This window comes from Streptomyces sp. 6N223 (assembly GCF_052246635.1).
In the GTDB taxonomy this organism is placed as follows: Bacteria; Actinomycetota; Actinomycetes; order Streptomycetales; family Streptomycetaceae; genus Streptomyces.
Genome location: NZ_JBQQCA010000009.1, coordinates 97,993 through 112,137 on the forward strand (window position 1 = coordinate 97,993; position 14,145 = coordinate 112,137).

At 75.6% G+C, this 14,145-nt stretch carries 13 protein-coding genes; 4 read left to right on the top strand and 9 right to left on the bottom strand.

The window, feature by feature from the left end; all coding sequences use genetic code 11:
* Positions 1–166 precede the first annotated feature (166 nt).
* Positions 167–1,285, top strand: a complete 1,119-nt coding sequence (locus ACTWQH_RS08745) for an aminoglycoside phosphotransferase family protein (protein WP_443285806.1) — start codon at positions 167–169, stop codon at positions 1,283–1,285.
* A 40-nt stretch (positions 1,286–1,325) separates the two neighbouring features.
* On the opposite strand, the gene ACTWQH_RS08750 is transcribed toward ACTWQH_RS08745, so the two are convergent.
* From ACTWQH_RS08750 to ACTWQH_RS08760, 3 genes are all read right to left on the bottom strand, one after another.
* On the bottom strand, positions 1,326–1,823 hold the full coding sequence (locus ACTWQH_RS08750; RefSeq protein WP_443285807.1) for a hypothetical protein: 498 nt from the start codon (positions 1,821–1,823) through the stop codon (positions 1,326–1,328).
* A 41-nt stretch (positions 1,824–1,864) separates the two neighbouring features.
* Positions 1,865–3,724: a protein kinase domain-containing protein gene (locus tag ACTWQH_RS08755; protein ID WP_443285808.1), complete on the bottom strand. Its 1,860-nt coding sequence runs from the start codon at positions 3,722–3,724 to the stop codon at positions 1,865–1,867.
* Positions 3,725–3,883: 159 nt separating this feature from the next.
* On the bottom strand, positions 3,884–5,875 hold the full coding sequence (locus ACTWQH_RS08760; RefSeq protein WP_443285809.1) for a heavy metal translocating P-type ATPase: 1,992 nt from the start codon (positions 5,873–5,875) through the stop codon (positions 3,884–3,886).
* A gap of 96 nt (positions 5,876–5,971) precedes the next feature.
* Here ACTWQH_RS08760 and ACTWQH_RS08765 point away from each other — a divergent pair, with 96 nt between their 5' ends.
* Complete coding sequence (locus tag ACTWQH_RS08765) at positions 5,972–6,334, top strand: ArsR/SmtB family transcription factor (protein WP_443285810.1); 363 nt, start codon at positions 5,972–5,974, stop codon at positions 6,332–6,334.
* Positions 6,335–6,535: 201 nt separating this feature from the next.
* Here ACTWQH_RS08765 and ACTWQH_RS08770 read toward each other — a convergent pair whose 3' ends face one another.
* Positions 6,536–6,682 carry a hypothetical protein gene (locus ACTWQH_RS08770; RefSeq protein ID WP_443285811.1) on the bottom strand — a complete coding sequence of 49 codons (147 nt, stop codon included), beginning with the start codon at positions 6,680–6,682 and terminating at the stop codon, positions 6,536–6,538.
* A 431-nt stretch (positions 6,683–7,113) separates the two neighbouring features.
* Here ACTWQH_RS08770 and ACTWQH_RS08775 point away from each other — a divergent pair, with 431 nt between their 5' ends.
* Both ACTWQH_RS08775 and ACTWQH_RS08780 read left to right on the top strand, forming a co-directional pair.
* Complete coding sequence (locus ACTWQH_RS08775) at positions 7,114–8,472, top strand: ThuA domain-containing protein (protein ID WP_443285812.1); 1,359 nt, start codon at positions 7,114–7,116, stop codon at positions 8,470–8,472.
* Between the two features lie 71 nt (positions 8,473–8,543).
* The gene (locus ACTWQH_RS08780) at positions 8,544–9,485 is read left to right on the top strand and encodes a hypothetical protein (protein WP_443285813.1); all 942 of its coding nucleotides are present in this window, start codon (positions 8,544–8,546) and stop codon (positions 9,483–9,485) included.
* A 33-nt stretch (positions 9,486–9,518) separates the two neighbouring features.
* Here ACTWQH_RS08780 and ACTWQH_RS08785 read toward each other — a convergent pair whose 3' ends face one another.
* The 5 genes from ACTWQH_RS08785 to ACTWQH_RS08805 form a co-directional block, all read right to left on the bottom strand.
* On the bottom strand, positions 9,519–10,736 hold the full coding sequence (locus tag ACTWQH_RS08785) for an ATP-grasp domain-containing protein (protein WP_443285814.1): 1,218 nt from the start codon (positions 10,734–10,736) through the stop codon (positions 9,519–9,521).
* Positions 10,733–11,836 (bottom strand): pyridoxal-phosphate dependent enzyme, encoded by a 1,104-nt coding sequence (locus ACTWQH_RS08790; RefSeq protein WP_443285815.1) that lies wholly within the window; start codon positions 11,834–11,836, stop codon positions 10,733–10,735. Before ACTWQH_RS08790 ends, ACTWQH_RS08785 begins: the two co-directional genes overlap by 4 nt.
* An 8-nt stretch (positions 11,837–11,844) precedes the next feature.
* On the bottom strand, positions 11,845–12,585 hold the full coding sequence (locus ACTWQH_RS08795) for a class I SAM-dependent methyltransferase (RefSeq protein ID WP_443285816.1): 741 nt from the start codon (positions 12,583–12,585) through the stop codon (positions 11,845–11,847).
* Positions 12,586–12,764: 179 nt separating this feature from the next.
* A complete protein-coding gene (locus ACTWQH_RS08800) occupies positions 12,765–13,418 on the bottom strand; it encodes a sigma-70 family RNA polymerase sigma factor (protein WP_443285817.1) in 654 nt (217 codons plus the stop codon).
* Between the two features lie 68 nt (positions 13,419–13,486).
* A complete protein-coding gene (locus tag ACTWQH_RS08805) occupies positions 13,487–14,143 on the bottom strand; it encodes a hypothetical protein (protein ID WP_443285818.1) in 657 nt (218 codons plus the stop codon).
* Positions 14,144–14,145 lie beyond the last annotated feature (2 nt).

A 14,145-nucleotide genomic window follows, 5' to 3' on the forward strand; every position in this document is an offset into this window, starting at 1 on the left:
TGTGCCACCCGCGCGAGGGAGTGATGTAGACACGCGCGACCCCGGCCCGGGTGACCGCCCGCACTTCCCCAGGGTGCGGCGGCCGCCCGGCCCGGGGCGGCGTGAACCGTACGGCGTCTTCCTCTGCCGCCAACTCGCCCGGCACACGAAGGGACCATGCCTGCCTATGTACCCTGCACCCTCCCCCGTGGCCACCCGGGCCCGCCCGCGGCCGGGCGGCCAGCCCGGCGGCGCGCCGGGCTCGTCCGTGGACCACCTCGCGCGCCGTGCTCGCCGCTTCGGGCCACCTCCGCCCGGGGGCGCGCGCCTCGACTTCTCGGGTGCGCGGGGAGCCCGGCTGCGCGCGGCCCTGTCGGCCGTGCGAGAGATCTGCCCGGAGTTCAGCCCCGCGCAGATGCTGCGGGACGCCAGCGACCGCGTGGTGTTGTTCGGGACGACCGGCCGGCGCGCGGCCGTGGCGACGTGCGTGCTGGATCCGTCGTCGCCGCGGGCCGAGCGGCTGCGGCGCGAGATAGCGGCGTACCGCGGGTTCGTGCGCCACCGGCCGCTGGTCCGGGTGCCGGGCCTGATCGCGGCCGACGCGCACAGCTGCACGCTGGTGGTGGACTTCGTGCCGGGCCGCGCGGCGGGCGCGCGGCGGCATCCGGCGGCGCCGCCGTCCGCCGCGGACGTGCGGGCGGTGCTGTCCGCGGTGCGGCGGGTGAACGACTGGCGGCCGCCGCCGGGCATGTTTCCGCAGGCGCCGAGCTATCGGGCGCAGCTGTCGCGCTACCACGCGCTGGGGCTGCTGACCGACCGGGACGTGAGCGATCTGCGCGCCCTGCTGCACGGGCTGTGCGGCCGGGGCCGGCAGGAGCTGCCGCGGCAGTTCTGCCACGGCGGCTCGCCGCTGACCAGTGTGATGATCTCGCCCGTGGGGCCGGTGGTCATCGGCTGGGAGGCGGCCGGCTGGTACCTGCCGGGGTACGACCTGGCGACGCTGTGGACGGTCCTGGGAGACGCGCCGCTGAGCCGGCGTCAGATCAGCCAGGCCGCGCAGGCCGAGGGCCCGGCCGGGCGGGACGCGTTCCTGGTGAACCTGATGCTGGTGCTGACGCGGGAGATCCGCGTCTGCGAGGCGGCGGTGCGCAGCGCGATGCGCTCGCCCGGGGTGCTGCCGCCCAGCGCGAACGCCCCGGCGGGGGCGCTGGCGTACGGCGAGGAGAAGCGGCTGCTGCTGCGCCGGCTGCAGGAGGACTGCGCGCTGGCGCGGCGGGCGGTGAGGGCCGCCGTGGGCACGCGGTGAGGCGCGCGCCGCGCGGCGGCCGGGGACGGGCGTTGCGCGGTCAGCGCTGGAACATCTCCGCGGGCAGCGGCTTGAGGAGCTGGTACAGCTCCTCGCTGATGGGGCGGTCCCAGCTGGCGATGGTGACCAGCACGCCGTCGCTGCGGTCGAACTGCACGCAGGAGACGCGGCCTTCGGTGCAGGTGATCCTGCGCACGATCAGCAGGTTGCCGTCGTGCATGACGGGGATCTCCTCGCTGCCGGTGGCCCGGACCTCCTCGTCGTTGTCGAGGGCGGCGAGCAGCTGGTGCACCTCGAAGGGCACGTCGCCCTCGGCGACCTCGCGGGCGGGAGAGCCCTCGGGGAGGTTGCCGATGACCATCGCGGGGCCACGGCCGCCGAACAGGTCGTATCTGAGGACCACACCCTGGCAGCTGCCGTCGGGGGCGGGCAGCAGCCCTGCGCCGAGAACTCCCGGCCAGTCCCCCGGGTCCATGGCCAGGACGTCGAAGTCCGGCCCAGCGGGCGAAGCGGCGCTGCGGCGGCGGAGAAAGGACATGCCGCCATGGTACGTGGGGCGCGCGCGGCCGAGGCCGGGGCTCAGGCCCCCTCGCCGTCGCGCGGGGCGGCGACCTGACGGTAGAGCTCGACGGCCTCCCCCGCGCGGCCGAGCCGCTCCAGGCAGTGGGCCTCGTCGTTGCGGCTGACCAGCGAGTCCGGGTGACCGGCGCCCAGCACGCGCTCGCGGGCCTGGCGCACCTGCCGGTACTCGGCCAGGGCCTGGTCCCAGCGGCCGAGCCAGCCGAGGGCCACCGCGATCTCGCGGCGGCTGACGAGGGTGTCGGGGTGGTCGGGCCCCAGGATCCGGGCGCGGGCGGTCCACACGTGGCGGGCCTCGGCCAGCGCCTGGTCCCAGTGGCCCAGGCGGCCGAGGCTGATGCCCAGGCCGTGGCGGGCGCGCAGCGTCTCCGGGTGGTTGCGGCCCTGGCCGCGGGTGCGGGCGGCGACCAGCTCGCGGTAGAGCTCGAGGGCCTCGGCCCGGCGGCCGAGGCGCCCGAGGCTGATGCCGATCTCGTACCGGGCGTCGAGGGTGGCGGGGTGGTCGGGACCCAGCACGCCGGCGCGGGCCTCGGCGACCCGCTGGTACGCGGAGAGGGCCTCGTCCCAGCGGCCGAGCCGCCCGAGGGCGTACGCCGTCTCGTAGTGGCTGTCGAGGGTGTCGGGGTGGCCGGCGCCCAGCGCCCGCTCGCGCTCGGCGGCGACGGCGCGGTGGACCTCGTACGCCTCCGTCCAGCGGCCGAGGCGGCCGAGGCTGCGTCCGGCGCTGTGGCGGCTGGCGAGCACGGCGAGGTACTCCGGGGCGGGGCCGCGCCGCTCGGCCGGGAGCTGCGCCACGGCGGTGGCGACCATGCCGGTCCACCGGCCGGTCAGGCCCGCCGAGCGGTCGGGGGGCGGCAGCCGCAGGGACCAGGAGCCGCTGGCGCGGGAGCCTGCCCGCATGCCGCGGGTCCACTCCGGGAGCCGTTCGGGCGTCCGGGGCGGGGGGACCCGGCCGCCGTCCGGCTGGGCGGGCGCGGGGGCCGCGGCCCCTCCCGTGCCGGGGGCCGCGCCGGTGCCGGAGGCGACCAGGCCGCGGGCGAGGGTGGCGGCGTCGTCGGGGCGGTCGTCGGGGTCCTTGGCGAGCAGCGCGAGGATGAGCCGCTCCAGCGCCTCGGGGATCTCGGGCCGCCGGGCGCGGGGCGGCTCGGGCGGGGTGTCGCGGTGCCCGACGAGGATGGCGTAGGGGTCCTGGAGGTCGAACGGCGGCGCCCCGGTGGCGATCTCGTAGAGCACGCAGCCGAAGGAGTACAGGTCGCTGCGGTGGTCCACGGCGGTGCCGGCGATCTGCTCGGGCGACATGTAGTGCGGGGTGCCCATGGCCATGCCGACGGACGTCAGCTTGGTGCTGAGCCCGATGTCGTGGGCGAGCCGGGCGATGCCGAAGTCGCAGATCTTCACCGTGCCGTCGGTCAGGCGCATGATGTTGGCCGGTTTCAGGTCGCGGTGGACGATGCCGCGCTCGTGGGTGTATGCGAGGGCGGCGGCGACCTGGTCGGCGATGTCGGCGATCTCGGGCACGGTCAGAGGTACGGAGCGGCGGTCGCTGAGCAGCTCGCTGAGGTTGCGGCCCTCCAGCAGCTCCATCACCAGGTAGTGAACGCCCTCGTGTTCGCCGAAGTCGTGGACGACGGTGACGCCGCGGTGCTGGAGCCCGGCGGCGACGCGGGCCTCGCGGCGGAAGCGCTCGCGCAGCACCCGCAGGAACGACTCCTCGTGCCGCGAGCCCAGCGGCTTGAGGCACTTGACGGCCACGCTGCGGCCGAGCGCCTCGTCGCGGGCACGCCAGACCTCGCCCATGCCGCCGCGCCCGATCAGGTCGAGCAGCTGGTAGCGGCCGTGGATCAGCGTCCCCTGCGCCATCGGTCGTCTCTCGCCCCCGTCATCGGCCCGTTTCCTTCGATACGCGTCTCCCCAGTATGGCTTCCTGGCCGGGGCGTTCTCATTCCCCTTACGGGAATTCCGGATACGGCGCCTCGCCCGCGGGCGCGCGCCCGCGGGCGGGGCGGGGGTGGGAGGCGGCTACCGGCGGGGGCGCCAGGCGGCCTCGCGCAGCAGGCGCAGGCCGTTGAGGCCGACGATGACGGTGGAGCCCTCGTGCCCGGCGACGCCGAGGGGCAGGGGCAGGTGCCCGGCGAGGTCCCAGGTGACGAGGACGGCGATGAAGACGCCGGCGATGACGAGGTTCTGCGTCACCAGGCGGCGGGCGCGGCGCGAGAGCGCGATGACGGCGGGGATGGTGGCGAGTTCGTCGCGGACGACGACGGCGTCGGCGGTCTCCAGGGCGAGGTCGGAGCCGGCCAGCCCCATGGCGACGCCGGTGTGGGCGGCGGCCAGCGCGGGGGCGTCGTTGACGCCGTCCCCGACGACCATCACGTGCCGGCCTTCCTCGCGCAGCCGGGTCACCGCCTGGACCTTCTCCTCGGGCAGCAGCCCGGCGCGGACGTCGTCGATGCCGACCTCGGTGGCGAGCCGGGCGGCCGAGCGGGCGTTGTCGCCGGTGATCAGGACGGGCCGGGTGCCGGTCAGGCCGGTCAGGGCGGTGACGGTGGCGGCGGCGTCGGGCCGGGAGGCGTCGGCGACGCCGAGGACGCCGGCGGGTTCGCCGTCGCGGGTGACGAGGACGGCGGTGCGCCCCTCCTCCTGGAGCGCGGCGGCGGCCCGCTGGGCCGGGGAGCCCGGGGAGGTGCCGGCGAGCAGCCGGGCCGGGTTGCCGACGGCGATGCGTTCGCCGTCGACCGTGGCGGTCACGCCGACGCCGGGGGTGGAGGCGAAGTCCGCGGCGGCCGGGAGCGGTTCGAGGCCGCGGCCGCCGGCGGCGCGGGTCACGGCGCGGCCCAGGGGGTGCTCGCTGGCGTGCTCGGCGGCGGCCGCGAGCCGCAGCAGGGCGTCCTCGTCCAGTCCGGTGCCGGGCAGCGGCCGGAGGTCGGTGACGCGGGGCTCGCCCTCGGTGAGGGTGCCGGTCTTGTCGAGCGCGACCGCGTCGACCTGTCCCAGGCGTTCCATGACCACGGCGGACTTCACCAGCACGCCGTGCCGCCCGGCGTTGGCGATGGCGGACAGCAGCGGCGGCATGGTGGCCAGCACCACGGCGCAGGGCGAGGCGACGATCATGAAGGTCATGGCGCGCAGCAGCGTCTCTTGCAGCTCGCCGCCGAGGGCCAGCGGCACCAGGAAGAGCGCGAGGGTGGCCGCGACCATGCCGATCGAGTAGCGCTGCTCGACCTTCTCGATGAACAGCTGGGTGGGGGCCTTGGTCTCCGAGGCCTCCCGGACCATGGCGACGATGCGGGCGATGACGGAGTCCTCGGGGTCGCGCTCGACGCGCACGGTGAGGGTGCCCGTGCCGTTGAGCGTGCCGGCGAAGACCTCGTCGCCGGGCTCCTTGTCCACCGGCAGTGGCTCGCCGGTGATGGTGGCCTGGTCGACCTCGCTCGCACCGGTCAGCACCCGACCGTCGGCGCCGACGCGCTCGCCGGGCCGGATGCGGATGACCTCGCCCACCCGCAGCTCGGCGGTGGGCACCGTCTCCTCGGTGCCGTCCTCGGCGAGGCGGGAGGCGGTGGCGGGGGCGAGTGCCAGCAGGCCGCGTACGGAGTCGGCGGTGCGGGCGGTGGCGATGGCCTCCAGCGCGCCGGAGGTGGCGAAGATGACGATCAGCAGGGCGCCGTCGAGCACCTGCCCGATCCCGGCCGCGCCGAGGGCGGCGACGACCATCAGCAGGTCGACGTCCAGGGTCTTGTCCTTCAGCGCCTTGCATCCCGCCCAGCCGGGGTCCCAGCCGCCGGTGGCGTAGGTCAGGGCGTAGAGAGGGCCCCACAGCCAGGGGCTGGCGCCGAGCAGGTGCAGCGGCAGGGCGGCGAGGAACAGCAGCAGCGCGGCGGCGGCCCAGCGCGCCTCGGGCACGTCGGCCATCCGGGTGCGGTGGTGGCGGGGCGCGGCCTCGCGGGCGCCCGGCGGCGCGGCGGGGCCGGGTGGGGCGAGCGTCGCGGGGGGTGCGGACGGCGAGGGCATGGGGACGTTCCTCCGAGGGGTCGGTGGGTGACTCGGCCACCTACAGGAATAGATGAACAATCCTTCATTAGATCATGCGTCCGGTATGCTCGCCGCATGGGCCATGGAACCGTCACCCCCGCCGGCCGGACGGTTCCGCGCACCCGCCTCGACCCGGGCGACGCGGCGAAGGTCGCCGCCACGCTGCAGGCCCTGGCCACGCCCTCCCGGCTGCTGATCCTGGCCCGGCTGCGCGAGGGCCCGCTGCCCGCCACCGAGCTGGCCGCCGAGGTCGGCATGGAGCAGTCGGCCTGCTCCCACCAGCTCCGGCTGCTGCGCAACCTCGGCCTCGTCGTCGGCGAACGCAAGGGCCGCTCGGTGGTCTACTCGCTGTACGACAACCACGTCGCCGAGCTCCTCGACCAGGCGCTGTACCACGTGGAGCACCTGCGCCTGGGACTGACGGACGCGGCCGGTTAGGCCCCGTCCGGGCGGTCTTGCCGGTTGCGGGCCGCCTCCAGGCGGCGCCCCTCGATGGCGGGATCGGGGCGAAGCGGCCGAACCGCCCAGGGTGGCACCGGATCGGCACCCCGGCGATCGCCGTGACCGCGGGCACCAGGGTCAGCCGCACCACGAAGGCGCCCAGCAGAACCCCCACGGCGAAGCCGAAGCCGGTCGCCTTCATCCCAGCCGGGTCCGCAGCGCGTGGCGGTCCGCACGCCGTGTCTCCGGCACCCAGAACGACAGCCGGGTCCAGCGGCCGCCCCAGGTCCCGGCCGACCGCACCGGCCTCCGGCCTGGGCCGGCCGTCGTCCAGCACCGCGGCACCGAGCGGCGTCAGCGCGAGAAACGCCTGGCGGCCCCGCCGCACCGACCGCAGCAGGTCGCGGCGCGTCATCCGGGCCGGGGCGGTGCGCGCGTCGCATGCCCGCCGACACCCAGCCGGTCCCCGGTTCCGCGACGACGCTGCCCGTCGACACCGCCAGTCCCCGGCCGAGCACGTGGTCGCCGAGCAGGGCGAGCAGGAAGGTCCGGGGCCGCACGGGCTGGGCGCTGTCTTCCCGGTCCGGAGTGTGTGACTCCGGGCCACGGGTAGGGGCGGGTCGGGGCCCTGGCGTTCACGCCGACGCCCGCCACGACTTTCACTCGCCGCCGTTGACAGGCCGTCAGCGATCGCGCGAAGACCGTTCCGTCGTCGGGGAAAGTTGGCTAGCTTCACGCACTGGCACGACTGCCCCTTCGAGGAGAGTGACGCTGCCATGCGCCATCCCGGGAATCGCCGCCACGGAACCCTCGCGGTCCTGGCCGCCTGCGGCCTGATAGGTGCCGCCGCGCTGCCGAGTGCCGACACCTCGGCGGACCCTCGGGACGCCTCTCGGGACGCCTCTCAGGGCGCCGCCTTCGACGTGCTGGTGTTCTCGAAGACGGCCGGCTTCCGGCACGACTCCATCGACGAGGGCGTCGCCGCCCTCACCCGGCTCGGCGCCGGCAACGGCTTCACCGTCACCGCCACCGAGGACGCCGCCGCCTTCACCACCGACAACCTCGTCCCCTACGAGGCCGTCGTCTTCCTCTCCACCACCGGCGACGTCCTGAACGACCCCCAGCAGGCGGCGTTCGAGGACCACATCGCCGCCGGCGGCGGCTACGCCGGGATCCACGCCGCCTCCGACACCGAGTACGACTGGCCCTGGTACGGCCGCCTCGTCGGCGCCTACTTCGACTCCCACCCCGCCATCCAGCAGGCCACCATCGACGTCGAGGACCACGCCCACGACGCCACCGCCCACCTGGACCCGGCCTGGACCCGCACCGACGAGTGGTACAACTACCGCACCAACCCCCGCCCCGACACCCACGTCCTGGCCTCGCTGGACGAGTCCAGCTACAGCGGCGGCACCATGAACGGCGACCACCCCATCGCCTGGTGCCACCCCTACGACGGCGGCCGCGCCTTCTACACCGGCGGCGGCCACACCGCCGAGTCCTACGCCGAACCCGACTTCCTGCGCCACCTCCTCGGCGGCATCCGCTACGCCGCCGGCACGACCCAGGCCGACTGCCGGGCCGAGACCGGCTACACGCCGCTGTTCGGCGGGACCTCCACCGACGGCTGGTCGCAGGCCGGGCCCGGCTCGTTCAAGCTCCGCGACGACGGCACCCTCACCTCCCGGGGCGGCATGGGCCTGCTGTGGTACGAGGCCGACTCCTTCGAGTCCTACTCGCTCAAGCTGGACTGGCGGCTGAAGGGCGACGACAACTCCGGCGTGTTCGTGGGCTTCCCCGCCTCGGACGACCCCTGGTCGGCGGTGGACAACGGCTACGAGATCCAGATCGACGCCACCGACGCCGACGACCGCACCACCGGCTCCGTCTACGGATTCCAGGCGCCCGACCTGGCCGCCCGCGACGCCGCGCTCAACCCGCCCGGCGCGTGGAACACCTTCGAGATCCGTGTCGAGGGCGAGCGCCTGCGCGTCTTCCTCAACGGCACCCTGGTCAACGACTTCACCAACACCGACCCCGCCCGCAGCCTGGCCGACGGGCACATCGGCCTGCAGAACCACGGCCAGGGCGACACGGTCTCCTTCCGCGACATCCGCATCAGCGAGCTGTAGAGCGCTCCGGGGGGTTCACCCGGGCGGGTCACCACCGCGGGCCGGACCGCGCCGGCAGGCCGAGGATCGTGGTGTCGGTCGACGTGGGCGGCGAGGCGGCGAGGGGCGGTGGTGGTGCCGTGGACCTGGAGTCGGTCGCCGAGGAGCTGTACGGGCTGCGGCCGGAGGAGTTCACCGCCGCCCGTGACCAGCACGTCCGGGCGGCGCGAGGGGAGGGGGACCGGCGCCTGGCCGCCCGCATCGCCGCGCTGCGGCGGCCGACGCTGGCGGCGTGGGCGGGCAACCTGCTCGCCCGGACCGGGGAGGCGGAGCGGCTGCTCGACCTGGGCCGGGGCCTGAGGCAGGCCCAGCGCGAGCTGGACGGCGCCCAGCTGCGCCGGCTGCTGGGCCAGCAGGCCCGGCTGGTGGGCGCCCTGGCCGGTCAGGCCGCCCGGCTGGCCGCCGAGGCCGGGCACCCCATCGGCGACGAGGCGCGGCGCGAGGTCGAGCAGACGCTGCTGGCCGTGCTCGCCGACGAGAACGCCGCACGGGAATGGGCCGCCGGCCGCCTGCCCCAGCCGCTCAAGCCCTCGTCCGACCTCAGCGGCCTGGCCGCGGGCCGCGACCGCGCCGGAGGCGGAGGCCGGGGCGGGGGCGGGGGCGCGGCGGTGGCGGACCTGGACCAGGCCCGCCGGCGCCGGCAGCGGCGGGAGCGCGAGCGGGAGCTGGAGCGGGCCCGCCGGACGGCGGAGGACGCCGACGCCGGGCGGCGCAAGCACGCCGACCAGCACGTCCGGGCCCGCGACCGCCTGCGGCGGGCGCAGCAGCGGGTCGCCGAACTGGCCCGGCAGCTGGAGGAGGCGAAGCGCGAGGAGCGTGAGGCCCGGAACGCGTCGCGGGAGACGGAACGGGCCGCCGACGCCGCGCAGCGCCGGGCCGAGAAGGCCGCGGCCGACGTGGAGCGCCTGGAACGCCGCGATGAGGAGGAAGAGGAAGGGGAAGGGGAAGGGGAACAGCGGCGGGACGAGCCGTAGGCAGGAGGGCCGGGTCGGCGTGCCCCTGGCGCGCTACCCCTCCACGGTGGGGCGGATGCTTCCGGCGGCGGCGAGGGCGCGGTGCAGGGCGAGTTCGGCGGTGGCGGCCTCGGCGAGGACGATGCCCGTGCAGCCGCGCTGGTCGTGAAGGTGCTCGACGGGGTCGCCGGGCTCGGCGGTCGGGTACCACTCGGGGCCGCCGGGGAAGACGTGGAGGGTGTCGAGCCCGCGCCAGCCGGTGAGGGTGCCGGTCCGGGAGGGGTGGACGAGGACGAAGCCGGTGGCGGGCCCGGCGTCGAGGGAGGCGTCGAGCAGCGCGGGGCGGTGGCCGAGCGTCGCGTCGACGAGGGCGGCGTAGACGTTGGTGGCCAGGCGCCGGCACAGCGCCTCGCCCACCAGCGCGCCGCCGATGCGGCGGTTGATCTCCACCAGCTCCGGCCCGTCGGCGGTGTGGACGAACTCCACGTGGGCGAAGCCGGCGTCGTGGCCCACGGCCGCCAGCAGCGCGCCGGCCCACTCCTCGATCCGCGCCAGCTCCTGCCGCGGCAGGGCGACGGGGAAGGCCGCGGCCTCCTCCCGCACGGCGGGCTCGGGCGACATCTGGCGGCTGAGCACGCCGAGCAGGCGGGTGCGCCCGTCCCAGCTCAGGGTCTCGGCGGAGTAGACGGGCCCCGCCGCGAACGGCTCGGCCAGCAGCCTCCCCCTCAGCGGCGTACGGGAGGCCGCCCGCAGCGCGGCGCGCAGCGCCTCCTCGTCGCGCACCAGCCACACGCCGCGCGAGGAGGTGCCGGCGGTGTCCTTCAGCACGGCGGGCAGCCCCACCGCCCCCAGGACCGCGTCGGCCGCCGCCGGGTCGCCGGGATCGACGAGCCGGGCGGCGAGGCGGCTCAGGCCGCGGGCGTGGAGGAGGTTGCGGACGTGGGCCTTGTCGCGGATCAGGCGCACGGCGGCCGGGTCGGGCCCGGGGAGGCCGAGCTTGGCGGCGAGGTCGGCGCCGGGGACGCTGAAGGTGTCGGTGGAGTTGATCAGCCCGGCCAGGTCCGTTACGCCGCTCAGCGCGGCGGCGCAGGCGTCGGCGTCCAGCGTGTCGACGTCGACGACGTCCAGCGCGCCGTCCGGCAGCCGGCCGAGCTCGTGGCGGTAGACGGCGCGGTCCCGGGTCAGCAGGCACAGGCGGTGCCCGGCGTCCCGGGACGCCTCGACCAGCCGTCCGAGGCCGAAGGTCAGCAGCTCCAGGGCGGCGATGGTCATGCCACGGTCTCCTCTGTCTCCTCGTGGCCCTCTGTCTCCTTGTGGTCCGCTGTCTCCTCGTGCGGCTCGCGCTGCTCGTGGGGACGGCGGCGCCACTCCATGACCGACCAGGGCGGGGCCAGGTCGGCCAGCGCGGTGATCTGGTGCGGCTTGAGGGTGCGCGGCTCGGGCGCCTCGCGGTGGCGGGCGAAGGCCGCCTCGGCGTAGCGGTGGCCGGTGTCGGCGCCGAGGACCAGGTACGTCTGCTCGGGGTGGCGCGCCGCCTCCCAGCAGGCGGCGAGGTACGCCGCGCCGGTGGACAGGCCGGCGAAGACGGCGTGGTCGCGCAGCAGTCCGACCGCGCCGGCCATGGCGTGCCGGAAGTCCAGCCAGTGCAGGGTGTCGTAGAGGTCGTGGCGCACGTTGCCGAAGGGGATCGCGCTGCCGATGCCGGCGATGATCGCCTCCGGGTCGGTGAAGTGCTCGCTGCCGAAGGTGACGCTGCCGAACGGCTGGAGCCCGACGAGGCGGACGCGGCGCCCGCGGCGGCGCAACGGCACGACCAGGCCGCCGGTGGAGGCGCCGGTGCCGACGGCGCCGACCACGGTCAGCTCGCGGCCCGGCAGCGCGGCGGCGACGAGGTCGGCGAACTCGCGGTACCCGGCGTAGTGGACGGCGTCGTGGTACTGGCGCATCCAGTGCATCCCGGGCCGGTGCGCGAGGAGTTGGCGTACGCGGCGCACGCGGCGTTCCTGGTCCAGGCGCAGGTCCCGCGAGGGCGGCATCTGGTCCACGGTGGCGCCCAGGATCTCGAGCTGCACGCGGAGGGTGGCGTCCACGGTGGTGGAGGCGACGATGTGGCAGCGCAGGCCGTAGCGGTGGCAGGCCATGGCGAGGGCGAGGGCGTAGATGCCGCTGGAGCTGTCGATCAGGGTCTGCCCGGGGGTGACGGTGCCGCGCCGCAGCAGGGTGCGGACGGCGCCGAGCGCGGCGTAGACCTTCAGGGTCTCGAAGCGGGCCAGGACGGTGCCCGGCGCGAGCCGGACGAGGTCGGGGGCCTTGACGGCGTCGGTGATGTGCTCGTGGACGGTGGCGGTGGGCGTGGTCACGGGGGTGGTCACGGGGGTGGTCACCCCTTGGTGGCGGTGACGACGAGACGTCCCGCGTGCTGATCGTAGGGCCTGGCGTCGAAGCCGCCGTGGCAGGCGACGTCGGTGAAGCCCGCCTCCTCGACCATGGCGGCCAGCTCGGCCCCGCTGTAGAGCCAGCTGGTGATCGACGCCTCGCTCGCCCTTCCGTCGCGCACCAGCGTCCAGTCGGTGCGCAGCCGTCGCCAGCCGTCGAGGATGGTGTCGCGCTGCACGACGTAGGCGCCGTCGCCGAGCTCGACGACCTGGGGGCGGCCGATCCAGCCCGCCAGCACCTCCTTGCCCATGAGGTCGACGAGCAGCCGCCCGCCGGGGACGAGCGAGGCGTGGGCGTTGCGCAGCACGCGCGCGTTGTCCCGGGGGTCCTCGAAGTAGCCGAACGACGTGTAGACATTGAGCACGACGTCGAAGGACTCGGGTTCGGTGAACGCCAGCATGTCGGCCGCCGCCAGGCGCGCCCTGACCCCGGCCTCGGCGCAGGCGGCCTCGGCGCGCTTCAGCATCAGCGGGCTCAGGTCAACGCCGGTGACGCGGTATCCGCGGCGCGCCAGCGGCACCACGAACAGCCCCGGACCACAGCACAGGTCCAGCACCCGGGCGTTCTCGGGAAAGTCCAGCAAGGGGGCCTCGGCGACCAGGCGGGCCGCCTCCTCGGCTCTCCGGGCCGAAAACATCACGCCGGAGAAGTCCGACCATAAAGCCTCGTCCTCAAACCAGTGCATTCGCGGGCACCTCGGTTCCGTTCCGTTTCGGCTTCCGGTGGCGAGGGTGAAGCGGCTTCTTTGCCGCCCGGAACCGTAGTTCAGGACGATTCCGGTGGCAAGGGGTCCCACGAAGTCGCATTACCCGGGAACTCCCCTGTTCCGCCGGCCGACTAATAGCAGGGGGTTTTTCGTGTGCGTTACTCATGGGCTCTGCCTGCGTTCGTGCCGTTGTGGAGTTGGGCGAGCAGTGTCCGCCGGGCCCGGTTCACCCGGGAGCGTACGGTCCCGACCGGGCAGCCCGCGACGGCCGCGGCCTGGACGTAGGGCAGGCCGAGGAACTGGGTCAGCCAGAACGCCTGCCGCCGCTCCGCGGGCAGCGCCGCCAGCAGCTCGGCGAGCGCCACGCCCTCCTCGAAACCCGGCAGGTCCCGGGGCTGCGCTGCCTCCGCCATGGCCTGCCACGCCTCGGTGAGGACGAGGGACGGCCGTGACCTGTCGTGCCGGACGCGGTCGGCGACCACGCGGCGGGCGATCGCGAACAGCCAGGTGCGGGCGGAGGACCGGCCCTGGAACCGGGGCAGGCTGCGCAGTGCGCGCAGGAAGGTCTCCTGGGCCAGGTCGTCCGCGGCCTGCGGGTCGCTGGTCAGGTGGGTGACGTACCGGCGGACGTCGGGGTGGGTGGCGCTGACGAAGCGGTGCAGCGCGCGCTGGTCGCCCGTGCGGGCGGCCAGCGCCCAGCCGGTCACCACGGCGTCGTTCCGGTCGGGCCGGTCGGGCCGGTCGGGCCGGTCGGGCCGGTCGGGCCGGTCGGGTCGTAAACGGGAAGCATGGCGTGGCAGGGTGAAATCCACAGCAGAAGGTCCTTCGCGTGGGGATGACGATCCCGGTCACGTGGCCGGGATCCGGTGGCGCCGTGCTGTCAGGCGACAGCCGGCGTCACCGGTGGCCCTCGCGAAGGAACGGCCCGGACGAGCAGCAGACGGCGCGGCGCGCGGCGGGATTCCGTGGCGCGCCAGGTCGGCGTGACCGGGGTGAGGGACGCGCCCGCCCGCGGCACGCGCAGGACCGGCGCCAGCACGCGCCGGGCGGCTGCCCGCAGCAGCCGGAAGACGGCGCGCTCGCCGCCTCCCAGCCACACCGCGCTGAGCAGCGCCGCCACCGCGTGGGCCGCGACCATGGCCCAGCCGCCCCCGTGGGGGCCGGACGCGTGCTGCGGCATCTCCGCCACGATCGCGTGGTGCGGCACCGCGTGCCCGTGGACCTGGACGGCGACCTGGACGGGGACGGGAGAGGGAGCCGTGGCCGGCGGCGTATCGCCGGCCTGCTGGGACAGCGCGAAGACGGTGTGGAGCAGCCCCTGAACGGCCACGGCCGCGCCGACGACGGCGACCGGGCTCCGCTCGCGGCCGGCCAGGAGCCACGCCCCGGCCGCGGTCAGGGCGAGAGCCGCGGCCAGGGTGGGCCGTGGCACGGGCATGCCGGATATCGGCGCGTGCCCCAGAGCGGTGACCAGCACGCACAGCGCCGCGAACACGCAGGCGCGCACGGTGCGCACCGGTGCTCCCGCGGCTGTCACGG

Bases quoted from the DNA above. Each gene is read 5' to 3' on its own strand.
- ACTWQH_RS08745 (WP_443285806.1), top strand. From the start codon at position 167: ATGTACCCTGCACCCTCCCCCGTGGCCACCCGGGCCCGCCCGCGGCCG.
- ACTWQH_RS08750 (WP_443285807.1), bottom strand. From the start codon at position 1,823: ATGTCCTTTCTCCGCCGCCGCAGCGCCGCTTCGCCCGCTGGGCCGGAC.
- ACTWQH_RS08755 (WP_443285808.1), bottom strand. From the start codon at position 3,724: ATGGCGCAGGGGACGCTGATCCACGGCCGCTACCAGCTGCTCGACCTG.
- ACTWQH_RS08760 (WP_443285809.1), bottom strand. From the start codon at position 5,875: ATGCCCTCGCCGTCCGCACCCCCCGCGACGCTCGCCCCACCCGGCCCC.
- ACTWQH_RS08765 (WP_443285810.1), top strand. From the start codon at position 5,972: ATGGGCCATGGAACCGTCACCCCCGCCGGCCGGACGGTTCCGCGCACC.
- ACTWQH_RS08775 (WP_443285812.1), top strand. From the start codon at position 7,114: ATGCGCCATCCCGGGAATCGCCGCCACGGAACCCTCGCGGTCCTGGCC.
- ACTWQH_RS08785 (WP_443285814.1), bottom strand. From the start codon at position 10,736: ATGACCATCGCCGCCCTGGAGCTGCTGACCTTCGGCCTCGGACGGCTG.
- ACTWQH_RS08795 (WP_443285816.1), bottom strand. From the start codon at position 12,585: ATGCACTGGTTTGAGGACGAGGCTTTATGGTCGGACTTCTCCGGCGTG.